This is a genomic window from Arthrobacter sp. TMT4-20 (assembly GCF_054510775.1).
This window is the reverse complement of sequence record NZ_JBTNDW010000005.1, coordinates 25,195-47,970: the sequence shown is the minus strand read 5'-3', so window position 1 is coordinate 47,970 and position 22,776 is coordinate 25,195. Positions and strand designations below refer to the sequence as shown.

Here is a 22,776-nt window from a genome sequence, read left to right as displayed (position 1 = left end):
TCTTTGTAGAGATGCTACAAAGGGTCCCGGGGTTACCCGGTTAAACCCAGAAGTCCATCACCGTCAGGTTTGCCGACGCCAGCAGCCCCCGCAGGGTTGAGGCGCTGAGCCCGATGACCGCGTGCGGATCGCCGTCGACCCGGGTGATGAACGCTCCACCCAGTCCGTCGATGGTGAAGGACCCGGCCACCTGCAGGGGCTCGCCAGTAGCCACGTAGGCGTCGATCTCGTCGTCGGTCAGCTGCGCGAAATGCACCGACGCAGAGGCGACGGCGCCCACGGTGGCACCCGATCCGCCGTCGGACGCGTCACGCGTGTCAACGAGCCAGTGCCCGGTGTGCAGGACACCAAAGGATCCGCTCATGCGCCGGATCCGGGCGCGGGCAATCTCTGGTTCCCACGGTTTGCCGTGTGCTTCGCCGTCGAACTCGAAGATCGAGTCGCAACCAATCACCAGCGCACCCTCGGAACCGTCGGCTGACGCGACCGCCTCGGCCTTGGCCCGCGCCAGGAGGAGGGAGGTGTCGAACGCATCGAGCGGACCGTACTGCGCGGCGACGGCGTCCTCGTCCACCGAGGAGACCAGCACCGAGTGGCTGATCCCGGCGTCGGTCAGGACTTTGGTGCGGGCGGGGGACGCTGAAGCGAGAATCAGGTGGGAGGTCATAGTTCAGCCTAGACACTTCCGCGCGGCGCCCCCAACCGCGCTCCGTTGGGCAACCCGGATCGACCCGGGGTCGCCTAGCCGACCAAAGCCCGGCGCAGCGTGTCCAGCCCGACCGACCCCAGGTTCAGGGAACGGGTGTGGAAGCTGCGCAGGTCAAACGCTGAGCCTTCGCGTTCCTTGACCTCGTCGCGGATCTGCTCCCACAGCCGCTGCCCGATCTTGTAGGACGGCGCCTGCCCGGGCCAGCCCAGGTACCGGTTGAACTCGAAGTCCAGGGAACCCTCGCTGATGGCGATGTTCCGTTTGAGGAATTCGTACCCCTTGTCGGGGGTCCAGGTGCCGGTGCCCCAGCGCTCGGGAACCTCCAGTTCCAGATGGACCCCGATGTCGAACACCACGCGGGCCGCCCGCATCCGCTGCGCGTCGAGCATGCCCAGCCGTTCGCCGGGATGGTTGAGGTATCCCAGCTCCTGCATCAGCCGCTCGGCGTACAGTGCCCAGCCCTCACCGTGCCCGGAGACCCACACGGCATTGCGTCGCCAGTTGTTGAGGAGCCCGCGCTGCATGGTCGCCGTGGCAATCTGCAGGTGGTGGCCCGGAACGCCCTCGTGGTAAACGGTGGTGGTTTCCTTCCAGGTGGTGAAGGAGTCCTCACCCTCGGGGACTGACCACCACATGCGGCCCGGTCGGGAGAAGTCGTCGCTGGGTCCCGTGTAGTAGATGACTCCCTCATGGGTGGGCGCGATCCGGCATTCAATGGTGCGCATGATGGCGGGAATGTCGAAGTGGACTCCCGCCAGCTCGGCGACCGCCTTATCCGAGAGCTGCTGCATCCATGACTGCAGGGCATCGGCACCCTGCAACTGCAGCTCGGGGGACTCGTCGAGGATTCTCATCGCCTCTTCGATGGACGCACCCGGCTTGATCTCGTGGGCGACCGCTTCCTGCTCGGCGATCACCCGGTCCAGCTCTTCGACTCCCCACTGGTATGTCTCCTCGAGGTCGACGACGGCGCCCAGGAACCGGCGCGACATCAGGGCATAGTGCTCCCGCCCAACCGCGTCCTTGGCTGGGGCGACCGGCAGGAGTTCCTCCTGCAGGAAAGCGCCCAGCCGCTGGTACGCGGCTCGAGCCGCAGCCGACCCCGCCAGCAGGTCCTGACGTAGCTGCGCCGGCAACTCGCCGTCGTCAATGGACGCGTTCGAGACGAAGTCGTCAAAGAAGCCGCCATCCTGGGCGTACTTGGTGGTCTGGTCGATCACAATCCTGATCTGCCGCTCGGCTGCGACGAGGCCACGATCCTTGCCGGCCCGCAGGGAGACGATGTACCCGGCGAGGGCATCGGGGATGTTGTGCAGACGGCCGGCGATGTGGGCCCACTGGTCGGCGGTGTCGGTGGGCATCAGGTCGAAGATCATCCTGATTTCCTGGGCCGGCGAGGCGAGGTTGTTCAGGTCGGCAAGGTTCATTCCGGTGCCGTGGATTTCCAGTTCCAGCCCGAGGCGCTCCCGCATGGCGTCCAGGGTGACCCGGTCGACGTCGTCGACCGGTTCCAGATCGGTCAGCCGGCCGAGCGTCTCCGTGGTGGCCTCGGCCCAGGCCTCCAGGCCGGCAGGGGAGTAATCGCGGTACTCGGTTTCGTGGCCGGGGAAGCCAAGCTCGGTAGCGAAGCCCGGGTCAAGCTGCAGCAGGGTCTCGGTGTAGGCGTCAGCGACGGCGTCGATGGCTGTCTTTGTCCGGGTGGGAAGCTGCACGGACGGGTGACTGGCTGTGGCGGGAGTCTCATTATTCACAGCACGAGCCTAACCGGTTTGCCGGCGCAGGTGGTTGCTTTGAGCAATATCAAAGGACTGTAACCGGATTGTGTTCTGGGCCGCGGGGTCGGGATTCGGTTGGGGAACTACCGTGGAGAGAGAGCCACCCGTACGTGACCCGAGAAGGCGGACACCATGGCCGGACCCCGCAGGATCGTTGCTACCGCGTGCATAGCGACCGCCGCGCTGACCCTGGGCGCCTGTGGTTCGTCCAGCCCCGAATTGATCGTTGCCGACAACGTCATGCGCGCCGTCGTGCAGGTGGATGCGTACCCGGAGGCTGCCGCCAGCCTGCGCGATTCGTCGTTCCGGCTCGGAGCCGCCATGCTCGCCGCGAACCCCAACGGCAACAGTGTCACCAGCCCCGTCAGCGCCCTCTACGCGCTGTCAATGCTGCGTGCGGGCGCGGCGACGACGACGGCCGCCGAGATGGACGAGGTGCTCGGCCTCCCGGCCGCACACCGGGACGAGGCAATGAATGCGCTGCTCGGGTTATGGGAGCAGTACGACGGCGATCCAGGGTCGGTCGACGAGGAGGACCCGCCCGCAGCGCCGCTCCTGCATCTTGCTAACGGGATGTTCATCGATCGGGGCCAGCCGGTTGGTGCGGAGTTCCTGGAGACGCTGGCGGTGCAGTACGGATCGGGTGTCTATCAGGTGGATTATTCGGACAGGTCCACCGCCGAGGCCATTAATTCCTGGATCAACGAGAACACCGGGGGCCGGATCGAGGAGGCGCCGGTCGACTATGATCCCGACACCAGGCTCAGCCTGCTCAACACCGTGTATCTGGCGGCGGCGTGGCAGACGCCCTTCGACCCGGCGGAGACGACGCCGGGGCCCTTCACTCTCACCGACGGCGGGGTTGTCGAGACCGACATGATGCGTCAGGTGGCCCTCGCCAACTACGCCTCCGGCGACGGGTGGACTGCATTGGACCTGCCGTACAACGACGGGTTATACCTGCGGCTGGTTCTGCCCGACGAGGGGGAGTCTCCAGTGCTGACCGTGAAACAGCTGGCTGAAGTCCGGGTGGGGATGGAGAGCGGCGCACAGGTCGAGGTTGCGCTGGTCCTCCCGAAATGGGATCACACCTACCACCAGGATCTGCTGGCACTGCTCCGTGGGATGGGGCTCACCGAAACCCTGGGCACCGCCCCCGACTTCGGGCCGATCAGCCCGGGACTCTTCGTCTCGGGCGCGGCGCAGGAAGCCAACATCACCGTCGCTGAGAAAGGCACCATCGCTGCGGCGGTCACCCAGATTGACATGGCCGAATCGGGGCTGTCGATGCCCGACGTCGAACTCGTCCTGGACCGGCCGTTCCAGTACCAGATCATCCACGGGGAGACGGGTATGCCGCTGTTCCTGGGAACGGTGATGGATCCGCGCTAACCTGCCCGCGCCCGCGTTACGGGGCGAAGCCCGACGAACCGGAGGCGCCGAGTGAAAGGAATAGCCTCCGCTCGAACTCGGGCAGCATCGTCTTGATATACGTTTCGCTGAGATGATTGTCGTCCATGTATACGAGGACGTTGCCGATCACCGGCGGACAGGTTCCGTCAGGGCAGATCAGGTCCGTCAGATCGATCGAATGCAGCGACGGGTACCGTGCCGCCAGCTCGGCCACGGGGTCCACCGGCGCCAACTTGGTGTCCAGCTGGAACGTGCAGGAGGGGTCATCCTGGCCAGAACTTTCGACACATTCCGGCATGTTGACCGGGAAACGCGGGTTGTCGCGGATCGCGATCAGTTGGGCGCCGCTGGCCATGATCTGCTGTGCCGCCTCCTCGTAGCCGGGCACCAGGCGGTCATCCTCGCGGGTGTGGTGGGACGAGGAGGAGACGGTGAACACCAGATCCGGATCCTGCGCAGCCAGGTAGGCCAGGACGTCGGCGTTCCATTGGTCGCAGTTCTCGACCGGCTCCTTCCCGACCGGCGCGCCGAACGGACACTGCCCCTTGCGGAGCACAACGAGGTCCCAGTTGTTGCGTTTCGCCACCGGTTCGATCGCGGCCACCCACTGTTGCGGATGGGAGGCGCCCACCACCACGGCCAACTTCGCCGGGTTCTCCACCGTCGTCTGATTGCATCCACTCTGCAGCGAACCGAAGGACGAGGCATCGAACTCGCCGGCGCAGGCCTCGTCCAGGGTGACCCACTCGCTGTTGAGTGCGGTCATCATCGGCATCAGGGGGGCGTCGGCGTCACCGAAGGGAACGAACCCTTCGCGCAGCGATGCGGCGCCGGGATTGTTGGCGTTGTCGGCGGCGGCAGTCGCCGCAGTGTGGATCTGCAACTGCCAGACTCCGAGCGGCAGCCCGACGAAGAGGGCGCAGGCGGCGATGACGACGGCGGACCGCCGGCGCTTGCGTGCGGCCCACTTCAGTTGCCGGATCGGCTTGTCGATGAATCGGGTGGTGACCACGGCCCACAACACCGACACGGCGATGATCACCAGACCGGAGAACAACCCCGCTGACTCGAGGTCCTGATGAATCAGGAAGATCACCAGCAGCGGCCAGTGGATCAGGTAAAGAGCGTAGGACGCGTCGCCCAGCTTCACCAGGGGTTTCCATCCGAGGAACCGGTCCACCCCGAACCGGTGATCCGTTGCACCGGCCACGATCACCGCAGCTGCCGCGAGCGTGGGCCAGAGAGCGATATAACCGGGGAACTGTTGCTCCACCTGGAGGACGAATCCGACGGCGAGCATCGCCGCGATACCAGCCCAGCCGAGGACCACCCGGCTCAGCATCGGTAGCCGGACGTAGGGCAGGGCTAGAGCTATCAGGGACCCAAGAGCGAATTCCCACAACCGGGTGCGGGTGTCGAAGTAGGCAAACGCCTGATTCGTTGCGGTCTGCCACACGGAAAAGGCGAGCGACCCGGCGAACACCAGTCCAAAGAGCCCCACCAGGATGCGCCGCGGGCTGACCCGGAACCGGGTGGAGATAATCGCTGCAACGGCGAAGAGGAGAGGCCACAGGATGAAGACCTGGCCCTGGATGGACAGCGACCAGAAGTGCTGGAAGGGGCTCGCGGTGCTGTGATCTGTTGCGTAGTAGTCGACGGAGTTTACGGCGAGCAGCCAGTTTTGGAAGTAGAGCAGCGACGCCCAGGCCTGGTCGAGGAGGTCCGTCCACCGGCCCCGCGGCACGAAGGCCATCACGGCCCCGAGTGTGACAACGATGGTCAGTGCGGCCATTGGCACGAGTCGGCGGAAAAGGTTCACCCAGTAACGCAGCAGATCGAGCGGGGTGCCAGTCTCCAGCTTGCGGGTGAACGAGAGAGTGAGGAGGAATGCGGAGATGAGCAGGAAGACGTCGACACCGCCGGAGACTCGCCCCAGCCAGACGTGATAGACCACCACCATGAGCACGGCGAGTGCCCGCAGTCCCTGCACCTCGGGCCGGTAGCCGGGTCGCGGAAGTGAGGCTGGCGTGCCGGAGCGCGCTTCGATGCGCCGCACCGGCACCGTGGAATGATGCCTGCCGGTCATGGTCGTTTCCTCTCAGCCGACAGACTTACCGATCCAGTCTAATCTCTGTCGGCAGGCGGAGCGGCCAGGGTGTCGGTGAGGCTAGCGGACGCTCCGCCGCCACGACCCGGGCCCGGGCCGTGGCGCGAGCCGTAGGTGGTCCCGGCGTGCCCAGGTGCGGTGCGGGGTCGCAGCATTGGGCTCCGTCGAGTTCTCGGAGAGGGCGACCACGACGGCGGTCAGCGCCGCCAGTTCCTCGGCGGTCGGCGTGCCGCGGATCACCTGCAGCGTTGGCTCGGCGGGGGTGCCGTCGTCGTCGGCATCCCGTCGGGTCTGGTCGGGGGCGAGCGTCATAGCGGAATGTTCCCGTGCTTCTTGGCGGGGTTGGAAGCCCGTTTGTCGCGCAGCGCCCTCAGCCCGCGAACAATGTGCTGCCGGGTGTCCGATGGTGCGATCACCGCGTCGATGTACCCGAGCTGCGCTGCCTGGTAAGGGTTCAGGAGCTCTTCCTCGTACTGGGTGATCACTTCGGCGCGGGCGGCCTCCACATCGCCGCCGGCGTCGGCCACTGACTTCAGGTGCCCGCGGTACAGGATATTGACGGCGCCCTGGGCCCCCATGACGCCGATCTGCGCCGTCGGCCAGGCCAGGTTGAGGTCGGCGCCGAGCTTCTTGGAGCCCATCACGATATACGCGCCGCCGTAGGCCTTCCGGGTGATGACGGTGAGCTTGGGAACGGTTGCTTCCGCGTAGGCGTACAGCAGTTTTGCGCCACGGCGGATGATCCCGTTGAACTCCTGGTCCTTGCCCGGGAGGAAGCCGGGGACGTCCACGAGGGTCAGGATCGGGATGTTGAACGCGTCGCAGTTCCGGACAAAACGGGCGGCCTTCTCCGAAGCAGCAATGTCCAGGGTGCCGGCGAACTGCAGCGGCTGGTTGGCGACGATACCGATCGTATGGCCCTCCACCCGGGCGTACCCGATCATCACGTTGGGTGCGTAAAGGGACTGCATCTCAAGGAAGTGGCCGTCGTCAACAATCGCCGAGATGACCGTCCGCATGTCATACGGCTGATTTGCCGAATCCGGGATCAGGGTATCGAGTGCACCATCCTCGGCGGTGAGGTCCAGCTGTTCGACGAATTCGGTCACCGGTGCCTCAGCCAGATTATTGGAGGGCAGGAAGTCGAGCAGTTCACGGACGAAGTCGATGGCGTCGCGCTCATCGGAGGCGAGGTACGCGGAGGTTCCGGTGGTGGAGTTGTGCTGCCGGGCGCCGCCGAGGGTCTCCATGTCGACGTCCTCCCCGGTGACGGTCTTGATCACGTCCGGGCCGGTAATGAACATGTGGGAGGTCTTATCCACCATCACCACGTAGTCGGTGAGGGCGGGGGAGTAGGCTGCACCGCCGGCGCAGGGGCCCATGATGAGAGAAATCTGGGGGATGACCCCGGAGGCGTGCACGTTATTCCTGAAGATGTCGGCGAACATCGCCAGTGACGAGACACCCTCCTGGATGCGGGCACCGCCGCCGTCGTTGATTCCGACCACCGGGCAGCCGTTCCGGAGCGCAAATTCCTGCACCTTGACGATCTTTTCGCCGTTGACCTGGCTCAGCGAGCCGCCATAGACGGAGAAGTCCTGGCTGTAGACGGCGATCTGGCGGCCATCGACTGTTGCGTAGCCGGACACGACGCCGTCGCCCAAGGGTTTTTTCGCCTCCATCCCGAACGCTGTCGACCGGTGGACCGCCAGCGCATCAAACTCGACGAATGATCCGGGATCGACCAGCAGGTCGATGCGCTCCCGTGCCGTGTTTTTGCCGCGGGCATGCTGTTTCGCCACCGACTCCGGACCGGACGGCTGCTGGGCGAGGCCCTCGCGGCGGCGGAAATCTGCAAGCTTCCCTGCGGTGGTGGTGAGGTCGATTATCTGATCCTGCGCGACCACAGGTACTGAGCCAGTCTGCATTGAGTCTCCGGGTTGGCGATGAACGGGCCACCGCCGGGTTAAGTAGGTTCCCCACAAAGCGCCCGGCGTTTCCCCCAGTCTAGTGAGGGAAACGGTCACTACCGCTGTAGGACTCCTACAATTTCCTCCCCATAGAATTAGCTCAGCCGCGCATGTTACCCGCCGGTAACAATTAGGTTCCTGGCACCCCTGCACCACTATTCTTACGTTATGACCGCCAGCAACGATGCCCCACGTCAATCCACCCCGGCAACCCTCGCGGGGCGCACCATCCTGATGTCCGGCGGCAGCCGCGGCATCGGACTCGCGATCGCCCTGCGCGCCGCCCGCGACGGCGCCAACATCGCCTTGATGGCCAAAACCGGTGAACCGCACCCCAAGCTCGACGGCACGGTGTTCACAGCAGCCCAGCAGATCCGCGACGCCGGCGGCAAGGCCCTGCCGATTGTCGGCGACGTGAGGAACGACGACGACGTCGCGGCGGCGGTGGCCGCTGCCACCACCGAGTTCGGCGGGATCGACGTCGTCGTCAACAATGCCTCGGCCATCGATCTTTCCCGGACCCGCGACGTCAGTATGAAGCGCTATGACCTGATGGCCGACATCAACGTCCGGGGTACCTTCCTGTTGAGCAAGTTGGCCCTGGATGTCCTGCTCGCCTCAAGCAACCCCCACATCCTGACCCTGTCGCCGCCGCTGAACCTGGAGCCGCGCTGGGCCGGGATCCATCTGGCCTACACGATGGCCAAATACGGGATGAGCCTGACGACGCTCGGGCTGGCCGAAGAGTTCAGGGCCGAAGGAATAGCGGTCAACTCGCTCTGGCCGCAGACCCTGATCGACACCGCAGCAATCCGGAACCTGCCCGGCGGTGAGCAGATCGTCAATGGCGCACGAAGCGCGGAGATTGTCGCCGATGCGGCGCACGCCATCCTGGTGCGCCCATCCCGTTCCTGCACCGGCAACTTCTTCACCGACGAAGGCGTGCTGCGCGAGGAAGGCGTCACCGACTTCACCGGCTACAGCCTCGGAGCAGCCGAGGATCAGCTGGTCCCCGACATCTTCCTTTAGCCAGAGGTGACCCTGGTCCAGCCCTGCCAGTGCAGTGCGTTGCACTGCACTGTCGGTCTTCGCAGCGACCCGGCCGCTTCGTTTTCTTTCATTTCCTTCCCTGGGTGTCTACTCGCGTTTCAAAAGGTGCATGCGTTGCCTGCAATGCATGCATTTGTGGATCGCCAGGTGCATGCACTGCCTGCAATGCATGCACCTTTTAGAACGGGCACCCACCCCCGTGCACAACTTTTGCGGGGCACCCGCCACAGCTGTCCGAAGGCCATCATCAGCCCGGTCAAAGCCACGCTGGGTAAGATCAGAGCATGACTTCCCGCTATTCCAACCTCGAACGCCCCGGATTGGATGAAGCGGCGCTCCGGAACGCCCTCTGTTCGCCCCAGGGACCCTTCGGGCGGCTCGAGGTTGTGGCCGAGACCGGATCCACCAACACCGAGCTCGCTGACCACGCCAAAAACCATGCCGCCGACTGGCCGGACCTCAGCGTCTTGACCGCCGAACAGCAAAGCGCCGGGCGTGGACGGCTGGATCGTCCATGGATTGCCCCCGAACGTTCCTCGCTGATCGTGAGCATTTTGCTCCGCCCGCACAACCCTGCAGGCAGACCGCTGCCCACGCAGAGTTACTCGTGGCTCTCCCTCCTCGCCGCCCTCGCCCTGGCGGAGGGCGTCGAGGAGCGCACCGAGATCAGACCCCAGCTCAAGTGGCCCAACGATGTGCTGGTCGACGGGCGCAAGCTCGCCGGAGTGCTGGCCCAACTGGTCCCCGGCACCAACGGGGGGCCCGCAGCGGTCATTGTCGGAGTGGGCGCCAACGTGTCCCTGACCGACCAGGAACTACCGGTCCCCACCGCAACCAGCCTGCTGCTGGAATACGCCAAGACCACCGACCGGAACGTGCTGCTGCGTGCTTTCCTGCGCCGGTTCGCTGACCTCTACGCCGCGTTCCGGGCCGTCGACGGCGACGCCCGCCGGGAGTGGCCGGACGGTACCTCCCTCGCCCAGCGGGTCAGCGACCGGATGGTCACGCTCGGCCAGGATGTGCGGGTGGAACTCCCGGGGGGCGTTGAACTCCTCGGCCGGGCGCTGGGCCTCGACGAGCACGGTGCACTGCTGGTTCGCGACTACGACGACGAGCGGCACACCGTCACGGCCGGCGACGTCGTGCATGTCCGGCCGGTCTCCTGACGTGGGCGGCTGAGCGGTTGTGCGTCTGAAGCTTGCGCCGGGCGAGCACGTCATCGTGCGCACCCGGCCCCACCCGAGGCCGCTGCTGGTGCCGTTCATCGGCACGCTGGTGGTGCTGGCGGGGGCGGGATTCGCGCTCGGTCTGCTGAGCCGCGACTCGCTGCCGACCGAGGTGCTCGAATGGGTGCCCCTCGGGGTGATCCTGGTGCTGGCGATCGCGGTTCTGATTCTGCTGCGGATCTTTGTCCGCCCGCTGCTGCGGTGGTGGGGCACGCGCTACATTCTGACCAGCCGGCGGCTCATCAGCCGTCGCGGACTCTCCACCCGACGCGAGCAGGAGATTGCGCTCGCCAGCATCTACCAGCTGGACACCAGCCAGACACTGCTCCAGCGCTCCACGGGTGGCGGAAACCTGACCGTGGACCTGGGCCGCGACCGGACGGTCGTCTACCCGGACGTGCCACAAGTGCACACCTTCAAACAGTTCATGGTCGAAGCGATCGGGGACCTCCCACTGACCGTCATGTTTGATGGTGTAGACATGGAAGCTGACCCGGTGCATGACCTCGAGGGTTACTGACACCAGATGATCGATTACGGACGGGAGAAGAGCGAATGACTGCTGACGATCAGCCCGACCTGGGCCAGGACGAGCCAGCCACCGATGCTGCTCCTGCCCCGGCAGGGGAGGACGCGTCGTCCCCTTTGACTCCGGAGGTGGTCCCGGTCCCGCAGCAGGACCTGTCCCGCGAGGCGATCCGGAACCTGGAAATAGAACTGCTGGGCGCCGAGCGAACCCTCCGACGCCGCGACGTTGCGGCCGGTGCTGGCGTGTCGCTGCTCTCGGCGCGCAAGCTGTGGCGGGCCATGGGCTTCCCGAACATCTCCGACGAGGACGTGGCTTTCACCGAGAAGGACCAGGATGCGCTGATCACGATCATCGAACTCGTCCGTAGTGACAAGGTCTCCGAGAACGCGGCAATCTCCATCACCCGAGCCATTGGCCAGATGACCGACCGGATGGTGGTTTGGCAGATCGAAGCCCTCGTCGAAGAGATGGCGGCGCAGCGGGAAATTTCCGATGCGGCTGCCCGGAAGGCCCTGGTCGCCGAGCTTCCCGAACTTATCGCACCCCTGGAAAAGACACTGGTTTACGCCTGGCGACGCCAACTGAACGCGGCAGTGCAACGGTTGGCGTTGCGCGCCGAATCCGGGCTGCAGGCCAGCGCCGAAGGCAGGTTGGGTGACGAGGACGATGCCCCGCTGCCCCTGGCCCGCGCCGTCGGCTTCGCCGACCTCGTTTCCTACACCAGCCTGTCCCGCCAGATGAACGAGCGAACCCTCGCCCACCTGGTGCAGCGCTTCGAGAATGTGTGTGCCGAAATCATCTCGGTGGGAGGCGGCAGGCTGGTCAAGACCATCGGCGACGAAGTGCTCTACATCGCCGAGTCCCCGGAAGCCGGTGCCGAAATTTCCCTCGCCCTGGCCAAAGCCTTCACCGAAGACCACCTGCTGCCCTCCGCGCGCGTCTCCCTGGTGTGGGGGCGGATCCTGTCCCGACTGGGCGACATTTATGGGCCGACAGTGAATCTGGCGTCCCGCCTGACCTCCCTGGCCGAACCGGGGACGGTCCTGATCGATGCATCCACCGCCGCCACCCTGCGTGACAACGAACACTTCGTCCTGATCCCGCAGAAGGCGCGCACCATCAGAGGGTTTGGCGAGGTGCACCCCGTAACGCTCGCCCGCGGCACCGGGACCGGGCTGATCCTCGATTAGCGGACCGCTGGAAGATACTGCTGCAGCGAGGACGTGGCAGTACCACCGGCGCGGGCTCAGAGCGCGGTTCGGCTAGGGTAGCCAAGTAACTTCGTGACACACCTCATTGACGGCAGCTAGATGGTAGGACGGAAATGACAACCGACAAGACACCGGGTCTGGACCTGACGGTGAGCTGTGGGTTCGCGTCGGACGTCGGCCTGCGCCGGGAACACAACGAGGATTCGCTGGTCGCAGCTGACCCTATCTTCGCGGTGGCTGATGGCATGGGCGGGCATGAGGCTGGCGAGGTCGCCAGCAGTATCTGCATCCGCACGCTGATGGATAGCCGGCTGGTGGGAGAGCCGTTCCCCGAGATGGACCCCGAGGAACTACAGGAGCTTCTGGTCACCGCCGACGAAAAGATCAGGTCGGAAACCGGCGGCCGCGCCGGCACCACCCTCAGCGGAACTATCCTCGTCCAGGAGGACGGCGCCCCGTACTGGCTGGTTTTCAACGTTGGCGATTCCCGCACCTACCGCCTCAGCCAGGGCGGACTGGAACAGATCACCATCGACCACTCGGAGGTTCAGGAACTCGTCGACTACGGTCGCATCACCCCCGAGGAAGCACTCACCCATCCGCGACGCCACGTGGTGACCCGCGCTTTGGGCACCGGAAGCGACATCGACGCCGACTTCTGGCTGATCCCGGCCGCCATCGGCGACCGGATCCTGGTGTGCTCCGACGGGCTGATCAACGAGGTGGGGGACGAGCAGATCTTTGACCTCCTCACCTCGCTCCCTCACCCGCAGGATGCTAGCGAAGCCCTCGTCCAGGCAGCGCTCCGGGCCGGCGGCAGAGACAACATTTCAGTCATCGTCGTGGATGTCGCAGGTGCGGGGGACTGAGGCAAGATAGGACTGTGGCCAGAACAACTGACAAATCAGGCATAGAGCTTACCGCGGACCAGACGCCGGTCGATTCCCTGCGTGAGGAATACGACTCCCTGGCGGAGGAGGTGCGCCAGCACCGGTTCGCCTACTACAACGAGAACGCGCCGACAATTTCCGACGCGGAGTTCGATGAGCTGTTCCGGCGGCTGGAAAAAATCGAGGCACTGCATCCGGAGCTGATCGCCAACGATTCGCCCACCCAGGAAGTCGGCGGCGATGCCTCCTCGGCCTTCGCCGCCGTCGACCACCTGCAACGCATGTACAGCCTGGAGGACGTCTTCTCCCTGGCCGAGCTGGACGTCTGGGTGAGCCGGGCTGCCGCGAGCGTCGAATCGGTCAGCCCAGGCAGCGCCATCAAATGGTTGACCGAGCTGAAGATCGACGGACTCGCCGTCAACCTGCTGTACCGGAACGGTGAACTGGTGCGAGCGGCGACCCGTGGCGACGGTGCCACCGGTGAGGACATCACCCACAACGTCCTCACCATCAAATCGATCCCCCGAACCCTCGCCGGGACGGGCCACCCCGCCGAGATGGAGGTGCGCGGCGAGGTGTTTTTCCCGTCGGCTGCGTTCGCCCAGCTCAACGAGAGGATGGTCGCCGCAGGCAAGGCGCCATTCGCCAACCCCCGCAACGCGGCGGCGGGATCCCTGCGCCAGAAGGACCCGGCGCTGACGGCCGAGCGGCCCCTGGACATGTACGTGCACGGTATCGGCGTCCGCGAAGGCCTGGCAGCCCAGTCCCAGTCGGAGACCTACCGCCTGCTGAAGGAGTGGGGACTGCCCACCTCGCCCTATTTCAAGGTGCTCGACGACGCCCCGGCGGTGGTCGAGTTCATTGAGCACTACGGCACGCACCGGCACGACCTGTTCCACGAGATCGACGGCATCGTCGTCAAGGTGGACGACTTCGGCCTGCAGCGGGCACTCGGCCACACCTCGCGTGTGCCCCGCTGGTCGGTGGCCTTCAAATACCCACCGGAAGAGGTCAACACCCGGCTGCTGGATATCCGGGTGAACGTGGGCCGCACCGGCCGGGTCACCCCGTTCGGGATGATGGAGCCGGTCAAGGTGGCCGGCTCCACCGTCGAAATGGCCACCCTGCACAATCAGGACGTGGTGAAGGCCAAGGGGATCCTGATCGGCGACATGGTGGTCCTCCGCAAGGCCGGTGATGTCATCCCGGAAATCGTGGGCCCCGTCGTCGCGCTCCGTGATGGGACCGAACGCGAATTCGTGATGCCCACCGAGTGCCCGTCCTGCGGGACCCCCCTGGCGCCGGCGAAGGAGGGCGACGTCGACATCCGTTGCCCCAACGCCCGGTCCTGCCCCTCGCAGCTGAGGGAACGCGTGTTCCACCTGGCCGGACGCGGAGGCTTCGACATTGAGGCCCTGGGCTGGGAAGCGGCAATCGCCCTGACCCAGCCCGCCGAACCGGAGGAGCCGCCGCTGACGTCCGAGGCTCAACTGTTTGACCTCACCCCCGAGGCGCTCGCCGATGTGCGGATCCTGCGTGACAAGCGGGTCAAGGGGGAAGTGGTCGGCAAGGAACTGGTGCCCTACTTCTACACCAAGGGCACCGCCAAGAAACCGTCCGAACCCAGCGCCAACACGCGCCGGCTGTTCACCGAACTGGAGAAGGCGAAGCAGCAGCCACTGTGGCGGGTCCTGGTCGCCCTGTCCGTCCGGCATGTCGGGCCTACCGCCTCGCGTGCGCTGGCCACCGCGTTCGGGTCGATGGAACGGATCCGCGCAGCCTCGGAGGAGGAGTTGGCGAACGTCGACGGCGTCGGCCCCACCATTGCCGCAGCGCTCACCGAATGGTTTGCCGAAGACTGGCATCGGGAGATCATCGATTCGTGGGCTGCCGCTGGGGTGCGGATGGAGGACGACGTCGACACCTCCATGCCGCGCACCCTGGAGGGCGTGACCGTCGTCGTCACCGGCTCGCTGGAACGCTACAGCCGCGACGAGGCGAAGGAAGCGATCATCCAGCGTGGCGGCAAGGCATCCGGTTCGGTCTCAAAAAACACCCACTATGTGGTGGCCGGGGAAAACGCTGGCACCAAACTCGACAAGGCCGAAGCGCTCGGGTTGACCGTGCTGGACGAGGACGGCTTCACCCGGCTACTCCAGGAGGGCCCAGCGTGAACGTATCCCCGACGGAACTGCTGCACCTGGCGAAGCAGGCTGCCTCGGCGGGGGCCGACGTTTTGGTGCGGCGCAGTATCGAGACGCTCGGCGCGCAGAACAAGAGCTCGGACAGCGACTGGGTGACCGCCTTCGATGTGGCAGCCGAACGCGCCGTCCGGGATGTGATTTCCCGGTCACGACCCCACGATGTGATCACCGGCGAAGAGCTGGGAACCACGGTCCCCGATCGCACCACGGGAGCCGGACAGGTGCGATGGTCCATCGACCCGCTGGATGGGACCACCAATTTCATCCGCAACATTGTCTACTACTGCACCTCGGTCGCGGCAGCCGACGCTGACGGCCGCTGGCTGGCCGGGGTGGTGCACGCCCCAGCGCTGGACCGGGTCTACTGGGCTGCCCGCGGCCAGGGGGCCTGGCTGCGGGATCACGGCCGGATCGTCCGCCTGGAAGGGCCAGAGGTGGGCCGTAAGGGCACGCTGCTCGGCACAGGATTCACGTACGACGCCGAAGCCCGGGTCCAGCAAGTGGGGGAGCTGGCCTCACTCATGGAGGGGTTTGGCGATATCCGACGGATCGGGTCGGCGGCCCTTGACCTGTGCATGGTCGCCGACGGCACCCTCGACGGATACGTGGAACGCGGTCTGAACGAACACGACTGGGCCGCCGGTGCCCTGATCGCCGAGGAGGCGGGTGCCACGGTGCTGCGCCCCGAGCTCACCACGGCGCTCGCTGGCGGCCCGGACGAGGCCGAGCGGTTCATGGCGTTCACCGTTGCCGGTTCGCCCGATCTGGTCGGCAGGGTGACGGCGCTCACCGCCGCCCCGGATGGAATTGCCCCGGGATGAGGAGCTGGCAGCAGGTCTTCTCAACCCTTTCAGCTCCCCGGCTCCGCGAGCTCTACGCCGCAGCCGTGCTGGGCCATGACACCGATGCTACTGCGAAGGAACTGGAGAAGCTGGTTGGAGCGCCGGGCCGTTCTTCAACACCTGACCGAGCGGCTGGTGCCAGCCGATCAGGAATTGTCGGAGCGGGAGGTGAACCTCGTCCTGGCTACGGTGACCCGTGATATCCCGACCTTGCGCCGGGCATTGGTCGATTACGGCCACCTGGTCCGCCGGCCGGACGGCACCGGCTACCGCCGCGCCTGACTGCCGGCGCTCCGACGTCGTCAACTCTCGTGGGGTGCGTCAGGGTTTTCCGGAGCCTCGTCGCGACGCTTCTCGATCAGTTCCTTGGTGCGCACGAGCCGCAGCAGCGTAACAAGCAGGAGTCCACCGAGCATATTGAAGGCCAGGGTGTACCCAAACCAGCCAAGCCATTCCAGGTAAGTGATGGCCGCGCCGGAATGGATCGCGGCGAAAATGAGCAGCGAATCCAGGATGCTGTGGAACAGCTGCAGACCCGCAAGGAGGAATCCGCCGATCACCGTCGCGACGATCTTGGCGACGTCGTTCGAGGTCCCTTGCTGCATTCGGCTCATCAGCGTAATGGTGCTGCCGCCGAGCACCGCCAGGGCCACAACCTGCATGGAGAACGGCGCGTCGATGAAGTGGTGGGCGCTCTCGGCGACTGTCTCGGTCCACTCAGGGAACGCCTGCATGACAATCCAGACGAAAGCCCAGCCGCTGACCAGATTGGCCACCAGGGTGCCGCCCCAGAGTTTGACCAGCTGAAGCAGACTGCCTTCTTTCGCGACGACGGCTGCGACCGGCATCAGGAAGTTTTCGGTGAACAGTTCGCTATGTGCCAGGAAAAGGGCAACGAGGCCCACGCTGAACGCAAGGCCCGCGAGGAGATGATTGTCCGTCTCGTGCAGCACAGCAAGGTAAGCCATGATGCCGAGGCCTATCTCGAAACCGCCAAAAACACCCGTAACAAGGATGTTCCGGAAGGTCCGTTGCAGCCGCTCGGCACCCTCCTCAACAGTGCTATCGAAAGATTCCTTCAGTTCGTCCTCGACCGGGGCATCGGTGTCCCCTAGTTCCCGCCTGCGTGCTTCGCTCATGACGCCTCTCCTCTGTACTGTTCGGGAGGAGGCGCCCTCCCGGATCGGCGCTACTGGATACGCGAAATGGTAGCAACAGCGGAGGCAACCCAGTCACCAGCGGTGGTCATCGGCTGGTTGCCGCCCTTCAAGCCTGCTTCATTTCGATCAGTTGAATCAGATTGCCGCAGGTGTCATCGAAGACGGCCATCAGGGCGGTTCCGATGTCGGTGGGCGGCTGGGTAAACACCACGCCGCGGCCCGTCAATCTGGCGTACTCGGAGGTGAGATCCTCGACCGCGAATTGGGTCAGGGGAATGCCATCCTCCATCAGTGCGTCACGGTACGGTTTCACCGCGGGGTGGCTGGCCGGCTCCAGGAGAAGCTCTGGGCTGTCCGGGGATTCGGGTGACCGAACGGTGAGCCAGAAGTCATCACCCAACGGGATGTCGTGGCCCTTCGTGAAGCCGAGGACGTCGGTGTAGAACGCCAGCGCCGCCCGCTGGTCGTCGACGAACAGGCTGGTCAGTGCAATTTTCATTGGATCCTCTTTTGAATAGGCCACCGATCGGCAATTTCGGCAAGTGGTGCGGGATTAAAGTAGTGGAACTTGGAGCGTCCCCGACGCTCGGTCGCAACGAGCCCGGCCGATTCAAGGACACCCAGGTGTTGGGAGATGGCTTGGCGGGTCAGGCTGAGGTTGTGGCGCATGGCGAGTATCGAGCAGATCTCGAACAGGGTCTGACCGTCGCGCGACGACAGCTCATCGAGAATGGTGCGTCTGGTTTCGTCGTCGAGAGCCCGGAACACGTCAACCATAAGCATCAGTATAGGCAAGCACAGGCTTGCCTATCAAGACCCCCATTACGATGGGTGAATGGCTGATCTGGGGGCGGTACTTCAGGCAACGGGACTACTCGTGGGGCATTTCAGGGCGCCAGTCTGTGGCGAGGTGTCAGTGACCGTCCACGCTGGTCCCTGAACTGGATTTGCTGCCGCCGGTCCGTGGCAGGGTTGTCATGGTCCAGTGGCAGCGAAGTCTCAGCCCAGTAGCGCGGCTGAACGATCTGTCCGGGGTGAGGCAGAATTGAAAGGCAACGTTCCGGCGTCGTCCCCGTTTGTTCCCTGATGAGGATTTGATGAATTCCCACGCTCCAACCGACCTCACGATCCGCCCCGTTACCGAGACGGATTACGACGACGTCCGCCGCATCACGTGTGCTGCCTACCTTGAGGCGGGGTACTTCGAGGCTCCCGATCATCCGTACATGCGGGTGCTGGCCGACGTCGAACACCGCGCCGAGCACGCCGAAATCTGGGTGGCGGAGCGCGCGGGCGTCGTCGTTGCCTCGGTGGCCATCACGTTCGAGGGGCAGCGGTATACCGACATTGCGGTCGCTGGCGAGCTGGAGTTCAGGATGCTGGCGGTGGACCCGACGGTTCAGCGCGGCGGGGTGGGCCGGTTGATGGTTGAGGCGATCATTGAGCATGCCCGATCGCTGGACGGAATCACGGCGGTCAGCCTGACCAGCGGCTCCGACATGACCCGCGCCCATGCTCTGTATCATTCGCTGGGCTTCGAGCGTCAACCCGAACGCGACTGGTGGGTGCGCGACGAGGAGATCCTGCTCTGGGTGTTCAGATTGTCCCTCTAGAGCCACCGCGACCGTGCAAGTCTCCCGGCCGTGCAGGTCTCCCGGAAGGTGGGAAGACCTGCACGGGTGGGACAAGCTACGGCCGGATCATGACCTTGCCCTTGCGGCCCGCCACGAAGTTTGCCCGGGAGGCTTCCTGCACCTGATCCAGAGTGTAGGCAGCTTCGATGGGGAAGGAGAGGGTGCCGTCGTTGACCCGGAGCAGCAGTTCGCTGAACAGCTCGCCGCGACGACCGGCAGGTAGCTCGCGCATCACGGTGCTGCCCCAGAAGCCCTTGACCGTCAGGTTCTTGAAGATGATCGAGCCGGAACTCAAGGTCAAGGTGCTTCCACCCATCGCGCCGAACACCACGAGCGTGCCATTCTCGCCGAGCTGCGACAGCACCTCGTTGCTGGCGTCGCCGCCCACCGAATCCACGCCGGCGACAATCTTGGCGCCCCCCGTGAGTTCAGCGACCCGGTCCTCCCAGCCTGCGGTCTCGGTGGAAACGATCCGTTCGATACCCTGAGCTGCGAGTTCGTCGACGCCCGCGTCACGGCGGACGAGGCCGACGACGTTGATGCCGCGGGTAGGAGCGAGCTGGGCGATCAGGCGTCCGACGGCGCCGTTTGCGGCGTTCTGGATGATCCAGTCACCCTCGGTGAGGTTCAGCCAGTCGAGTAGTGCGATGGCGGAGAACGGCATTGAGACCAGTTGGGACGCAACTTCATCGGTTGCACCTTCATCGACGGGTACCAGACCCTGTGCCTGGGCGATGAAGAACTCGGCCCAGACGCCGAACGTCCCACCGGTAGCGACGCGCTGTCCCACGGAGAGGTGCTCGACGTCGTCACCCAAAGCGTCAATGACTCCTACTGCCTCAGAGCCCGCCTGGGCGGGAAGCTCGGGTTTGAAGCCATAGGTACCGCGGACGGTCCAGAGGTCGTGGTTGTGAATGGGGGACAGGAGGGTGCGTACCCGCACCTGCCCTGGACCGGGTTCTGGGGTGGTGACTTCATCGACCTGGAGGACATCCCAGGGTTCCCCGAAGGTGTGCTGACGAATCGCGCGCATAACTAACTCTCTTTCCATGTGGTTACTCGAAAAGTAACCCCCCGGCCGGTTGCAATATTCCCGGGCTGCAGCGACATCAGAGCGTCAAGTTTGTCTGTCACGCGACGGTGTTCACGCGCCGCCCAGCGGTTCAGGGCGGATGGCGGCAGAGTGTCCGACGGGTCAGTCGCCGTCGTCGATGACTCCTGTGGCAATCGCGCGGAGGGCGGCGAGGTGGGAATCAAAAGCACTCCTGCCCTGGGGGGTCAAAGAGAGCCAGCTGATTCGCCGGGCATCCGGGCGCCCGACCGATGATGACTTGGTCATCGACACAAAACCACCGTCGACCAAAACCTTCAGATGTTTGGACAGTGCAGCATCCCCAACAGCGAGTGAGTCACGAATCGCTGAGAAGTCGGCGCTTTTAACATTGCGTAGAAGTCCGCAAATTCGGAACCGTAGTGGGGCATGAATCAGTTCGTTGAAGACGCCGCCGTTTGTTTCGGACAGATCAGCGGGCATGGCGGATCCGGCTCAGGGCGCTTCGCATGAAGTAGTGGGCTCCGATAGTGCCAGCGCCGAAAGCGGCTACGGTGGGCGCAGCAACCCACCAGTGCAGTTCGAGAGAGACAAGCCCCAAGGAGACGCTGAGCAGCAGCAGGCAGGAAATCAGGGTGGCGGCGTAGATCAGCCAGGCCTCCCAACCGATGCTGGCGAGTTTGACGCCGGTCGCCCGATGATACAGATAGACAACCATGATTCCGACGATGATCAGCAGAGTTGAGTTGCCCGAGCGGTTGTCTCCGGCTGCGGGCGAAGCGACACAGACGGCGGCAATTGCGCCGAACGTAGGGGCAACCCATCGTGGTGTGTTCATGCGCGAGATGAGAGCTGAGCGGTCACTATCGACGTCGGCCAGCAGGGCGGCGGCCGAGTCCGACTGGCCCGGCGACGACGGAGGCAAGTTGTTTTCCATGATGGAAAGTGTAATCACTTTCCACTGAGGTAAGCAACTGCTGGCTTGGCGCGCGGGGTGTCACTCAGGAGGTGTCTGCGCACACTTTAGTGTCGAATATTTGTTCGAGAGATTTATCCACATAAGCCCGAAAGCTCCTGAACTATCGGCGGCGTTTGGGACAATTGAGGTATGGACGGACGCGCAGCTCCATCGTTGAGCAGGAGGGGATTTACCTCTCAGGCAACGGCTCCGCGCGGCGCTGCGGGTCGTGGTGAGAAGGCCACCACGGGTTCCCCTGTTGCGGGTGGCTGGGGGTCGAAAACCCCTGGTGTGGGTGCTGGTGCGGGTGCGGGTGCTGGTGTGGGTGCTGGTGCTGGTGTGGGTGCTGGTGTGGGTTCCACGCGAGCATTGGCCGTAGCTTTAGGGGCGCTTCGGCCAGCTGCCAACGCTGCGGGGCTGATCGATCAGCTACGTGACCTGGAGGATTTGAAATCGGCGATCGCTGGGGTGCAGGCCCAGATCTCCATCGCCGTTGACGTGCTGGAACGCCAAACCCAAGCCCAGGCCGGGACACCCGCTGCGGAGCAGGGGAAGGGTGTCAGCGCGCAGATCGCACTGGCCCGGCGTGAATCCCCAGCCCGCGGCAGCCGTCTCCTTGGGCTCGCGAGGGCGCTGGTGACGGAGATGCCGCATACGTTGGCGGCCCTGCATAACGGGCAGCTGAATGAATGGCGCGCAACGTTGATCGTGAAGGAAACTGCGTGCCTGTCCGCCGCTGACCGGTCCGCCGTCGACGAGGAACTCTGCCCCGACACCGGGACATTTGAGGGGCACGGCGACAAGGCCATCATCGCCGCCGCCCGGACCGCAAGCTACCGCAGGGACCCGCGCGCCGTGGTCAACCGGGCTGCCCACGCGGCAAATGAACGGTTCGTGAGCATTCGGCCGGCACCGGACACGATGGCTTACCTCAGTGCGTTGTTGCCGGTGAAAAACGCTGTGGCCGCCTACGCCGCGTTGACCAGGCACGCTGATACGGCACGGGCCACCGGGGACACCCGGTCCCGGGGCCAGCTCATGGCCGATGCCCTCGTCGAACGGGTCACCGGCGCACCCGGGGGCGTCTCCCGGGTCGAGCTGCAGGTCATCATGACCGACCGGTCCCTTTTTCAGGGCGATAGCGAACCAGCCCGGATCCCCGGCTATGGCATCGTCCCGTCAGCGTGGGCCCGAGACCTCATCCGCCCCGGTGCGATACCTTCGCCTTCACGGAGCGGCAACAGATCTTTGACACCGCACGGCTCTGAGGAACACTCTGACCAGGGGCCCCCGACCTTCGAAGTGTGGCTTCGTCGCCTCTACACAGCCCCAACAACCGCAGACCTGGTAGCCATGGACTCCAAAGCCCGGCTCTTCACCCCGGCGCAACGCAGGTTCATCAGCGCCCGCGACGCCACCTGCCGCACCCCTTACTGCGACGCGCCGATCCGGCATTACGACCACATCATCCCCTGGCACAAGGATGGACCTACTTCGGTGGCGAACGGGGCAGGGCTTTGTGAAGCCTGCAACCACACCAAGGAACGACCCGGCTGGACAGCAGGTCCACATCCAGGATCCCGCCACACCCTCCGCGTCACTACACCCACCGGCCACACCTACCAGGCCACCGCCCCACCCTTGCCCGGAGCCTGAACCGCAGTGTTCCCCGTGCCAGGCCGAATCGGTCGGGGCGTGCACCGCACGTAGACTGGAACCAAACACCAATTCATTGACCATGGGAGATTTATGGCTGAGATCAACCGTGAGGACGTTGCGCATCTGGCGCGGCTTGCCCACATCGACATGAGCGCCGAAGAGCTGGACCGGATGACCGGTGAGCTGGCAGTAATTGTTGACTCGATCAAGCGGGTCAGCGAGGTGGCAGGCGATGACATCCCCACCACCAGCCACCCCATTCCGCTGAGCAACGTGTACCGCGAAGACGTGATCGGTGAGACCCTCACCAACGAGGAAGCCCTCTCCGGCGCACCCGACAACGCTGACGGACGCTTCAAGGTCCCAGCCATCCTGGACGGGGAGTAAC

23 protein-coding genes are annotated in these 22,776 nt (G+C 64.9%); 12 read left to right on the top strand and 11 right to left on the bottom strand.

Translation table 11 applies throughout. The features are described from left to right. Positions 1 to 40: 40 nt before the first annotated feature. Positions 41 to 667, bottom strand: a complete 627-nt coding sequence (locus ACX80Z_RS06540; RefSeq protein ID WP_459315338.1) for a Maf family protein — start codon at positions 665 to 667, stop codon at positions 41 to 43. Between the two features lie 74 nt (positions 668 to 741). Continuing rightward, positions 742 to 2,460: a DUF885 domain-containing protein gene (locus ACX80Z_RS06535; RefSeq protein ID WP_459315337.1), complete on the bottom strand. Its 1,719-nt coding sequence runs from the start codon at positions 2,458 to 2,460 to the stop codon at positions 742 to 744. 156 nt (positions 2,461 to 2,616) lie between these two features. On the opposite strand from ACX80Z_RS06535, the gene ACX80Z_RS06530 reads away from it, so the two are divergent. Beyond that, on the top strand, positions 2,617 to 3,876 hold the full coding sequence (locus ACX80Z_RS06530; protein ID WP_459315336.1) for a serpin family protein: 1,260 nt from the start codon (positions 2,617 to 2,619) through the stop codon (positions 3,874 to 3,876). A gap of 16 nt (positions 3,877 to 3,892) precedes the next feature. Here ACX80Z_RS06530 and ACX80Z_RS06525 read toward each other — a convergent pair whose 3' ends face one another. From ACX80Z_RS06525 to ACX80Z_RS06515, 3 genes are all read right to left on the bottom strand, one after another. Continuing rightward, positions 3,893 to 5,983, bottom strand: coding sequence for an acyltransferase family protein (locus ACX80Z_RS06525; protein WP_459315335.1), 2,091 nt, complete (start codon positions 5,981 to 5,983; stop codon positions 3,893 to 3,895). Positions 5,984 to 6,064: 81 nt separating this feature from the next. Then, positions 6,065 to 6,316: an acyl-CoA carboxylase subunit epsilon gene (locus tag ACX80Z_RS06520; RefSeq protein ID WP_459304239.1), complete on the bottom strand. Its 252-nt coding sequence runs from the start codon at positions 6,314 to 6,316 to the stop codon at positions 6,065 to 6,067. After that, the gene (locus tag ACX80Z_RS06515; RefSeq protein WP_459315334.1) at positions 6,313 to 7,932 is read right to left on the bottom strand and encodes an acyl-CoA carboxylase subunit beta; all 1,620 of its coding nucleotides are present in this window, start codon (positions 7,930 to 7,932) and stop codon (positions 6,313 to 6,315) included. The genes ACX80Z_RS06520 and ACX80Z_RS06515 overlap by 4 nt, the downstream gene beginning before the upstream one ends. 210 nt (positions 7,933 to 8,142) lie before the next feature. On the opposite strand from ACX80Z_RS06515, the gene ACX80Z_RS06510 reads away from it, so the two are divergent. From ACX80Z_RS06510 to ACX80Z_RS06475, 8 genes are all read left to right on the top strand, one after another. Then, positions 8,143 to 9,003 carry an SDR family oxidoreductase gene (locus ACX80Z_RS06510; RefSeq protein ID WP_459315333.1) on the top strand — a complete coding sequence of 287 codons (861 nt, stop codon included), beginning with the start codon at positions 8,143 to 8,145 and terminating at the stop codon, positions 9,001 to 9,003. 305 nt (positions 9,004 to 9,308) lie between these two features. After that, the gene (locus ACX80Z_RS06505) at positions 9,309 to 10,190 is read left to right on the top strand and encodes a biotin--[acetyl-CoA-carboxylase] ligase (RefSeq protein WP_459315332.1); all 882 of its coding nucleotides are present in this window, start codon (positions 9,309 to 9,311) and stop codon (positions 10,188 to 10,190) included. Between the two features lie 19 nt (positions 10,191 to 10,209). Then, a complete protein-coding gene (locus ACX80Z_RS06500) occupies positions 10,210 to 10,770 on the top strand; it encodes a PH domain-containing protein (RefSeq protein WP_459315331.1) in 561 nt (186 codons plus the stop codon). 35 nt (positions 10,771 to 10,805) lie between these two features. Then, positions 10,806 to 11,969, top strand: coding sequence for an adenylate/guanylate cyclase domain-containing protein (locus ACX80Z_RS06495; RefSeq protein ID WP_019483583.1), 1,164 nt, complete (start codon positions 10,806 to 10,808; stop codon positions 11,967 to 11,969). 134 nt (positions 11,970 to 12,103) lie between these two features. Continuing rightward, on the top strand, positions 12,104 to 12,859 hold the full coding sequence (locus tag ACX80Z_RS06490; RefSeq protein WP_019483582.1) for a protein phosphatase 2C domain-containing protein: 756 nt from the start codon (positions 12,104 to 12,106) through the stop codon (positions 12,857 to 12,859). Between the two features lie 14 nt (positions 12,860 to 12,873). Further along, the gene (gene ligA / locus ACX80Z_RS06485) at positions 12,874 to 15,054 is read left to right on the top strand and encodes an NAD-dependent DNA ligase LigA (protein ID WP_459315330.1); all 2,181 of its coding nucleotides are present in this window, start codon (positions 12,874 to 12,876) and stop codon (positions 15,052 to 15,054) included. Further along, complete coding sequence (locus ACX80Z_RS06480) at positions 15,051 to 15,905, top strand: inositol monophosphatase family protein (protein ID WP_459315329.1); 855 nt, start codon at positions 15,051 to 15,053, stop codon at positions 15,903 to 15,905. Before ligA ends, ACX80Z_RS06480 begins: the two co-directional genes overlap by 4 nt. Positions 15,906 to 16,019: 114 nt before the next feature. Beyond that, complete coding sequence (locus ACX80Z_RS06475) at positions 16,020 to 16,208, top strand: DUF2087 domain-containing protein (protein ID WP_459315328.1); 189 nt, start codon at positions 16,020 to 16,022, stop codon at positions 16,206 to 16,208. 20 nt (positions 16,209 to 16,228) lie between these two features. Here the strand turns inward: ACX80Z_RS06475 and ACX80Z_RS06470 are convergent, their stop codons facing one another. The 3 genes from ACX80Z_RS06470 to ACX80Z_RS06460 all read right to left on the bottom strand — a co-directional run bounded on the left by ACX80Z_RS06470 (position 16,229) and on the right by ACX80Z_RS06460 (position 17,863). Further along, positions 16,229 to 17,065 carry a formate/nitrite transporter family protein gene (locus ACX80Z_RS06470; RefSeq protein WP_116778580.1) on the bottom strand — a complete coding sequence of 279 codons (837 nt, stop codon included), beginning with the start codon at positions 17,063 to 17,065 and terminating at the stop codon, positions 16,229 to 16,231. Positions 17,066 to 17,192: 127 nt separating this feature from the next. Next, complete coding sequence (locus ACX80Z_RS06465; RefSeq protein ID WP_459315327.1) at positions 17,193 to 17,585, bottom strand: VOC family protein; 393 nt, start codon at positions 17,583 to 17,585, stop codon at positions 17,193 to 17,195. Next, on the bottom strand, positions 17,582 to 17,863 hold the full coding sequence (locus tag ACX80Z_RS06460) for an ArsR/SmtB family transcription factor (RefSeq protein WP_459304232.1): 282 nt from the start codon (positions 17,861 to 17,863) through the stop codon (positions 17,582 to 17,584). The genes ACX80Z_RS06465 and ACX80Z_RS06460 overlap by 4 nt, the downstream gene beginning before the upstream one ends. A 320-nt stretch (positions 17,864 to 18,183) precedes the next feature. On the opposite strand from ACX80Z_RS06460, the gene ACX80Z_RS06455 reads away from it, so the two are divergent. Next, positions 18,184 to 18,699, top strand: coding sequence for a GNAT family N-acetyltransferase (locus tag ACX80Z_RS06455; protein ID WP_459315325.1), 516 nt, complete (start codon positions 18,184 to 18,186; stop codon positions 18,697 to 18,699). Between the two features lie 76 nt (positions 18,700 to 18,775). Here ACX80Z_RS06455 and ACX80Z_RS06450 read toward each other — a convergent pair whose 3' ends face one another. From ACX80Z_RS06450 to ACX80Z_RS06440, 3 genes are all read right to left on the bottom strand, one after another. Beyond that, positions 18,776 to 19,753 carry a zinc-binding dehydrogenase gene (locus tag ACX80Z_RS06450; protein WP_116778575.1) on the bottom strand — a complete coding sequence of 326 codons (978 nt, stop codon included), beginning with the start codon at positions 19,751 to 19,753 and terminating at the stop codon, positions 18,776 to 18,778. A 162-nt stretch (positions 19,754 to 19,915) separates the two neighbouring features. Continuing rightward, positions 19,916 to 20,254 carry a transcriptional regulator gene (locus ACX80Z_RS06445; protein ID WP_019483575.1) on the bottom strand — a complete coding sequence of 113 codons (339 nt, stop codon included), beginning with the start codon at positions 20,252 to 20,254 and terminating at the stop codon, positions 19,916 to 19,918. Then, a complete protein-coding gene (locus tag ACX80Z_RS06440) occupies positions 20,244 to 20,708 on the bottom strand; it encodes a hypothetical protein (protein WP_459315324.1) in 465 nt (154 codons plus the stop codon). The genes ACX80Z_RS06445 and ACX80Z_RS06440 overlap by 11 nt, the downstream gene beginning before the upstream one ends. Before the next feature lie 372 nt (positions 20,709 to 21,080). Between ACX80Z_RS06440 and ACX80Z_RS06435 the strand changes: the two genes are divergently transcribed. After that, complete coding sequence (locus ACX80Z_RS06435; RefSeq protein WP_459315323.1) at positions 21,081 to 22,385, top strand: HNH endonuclease; 1,305 nt, start codon at positions 21,081 to 21,083, stop codon at positions 22,383 to 22,385. A gap of 93 nt (positions 22,386 to 22,478) precedes the next feature. After that, positions 22,479 to 22,775 (top strand): Asp-tRNA(Asn)/Glu-tRNA(Gln) amidotransferase subunit GatC, encoded by a 297-nt coding sequence (gatC, locus tag ACX80Z_RS06430; protein WP_019483572.1) that lies wholly within the window; start codon positions 22,479 to 22,481, stop codon positions 22,773 to 22,775. Position 22,776: the final 1 nt, after the last annotated feature.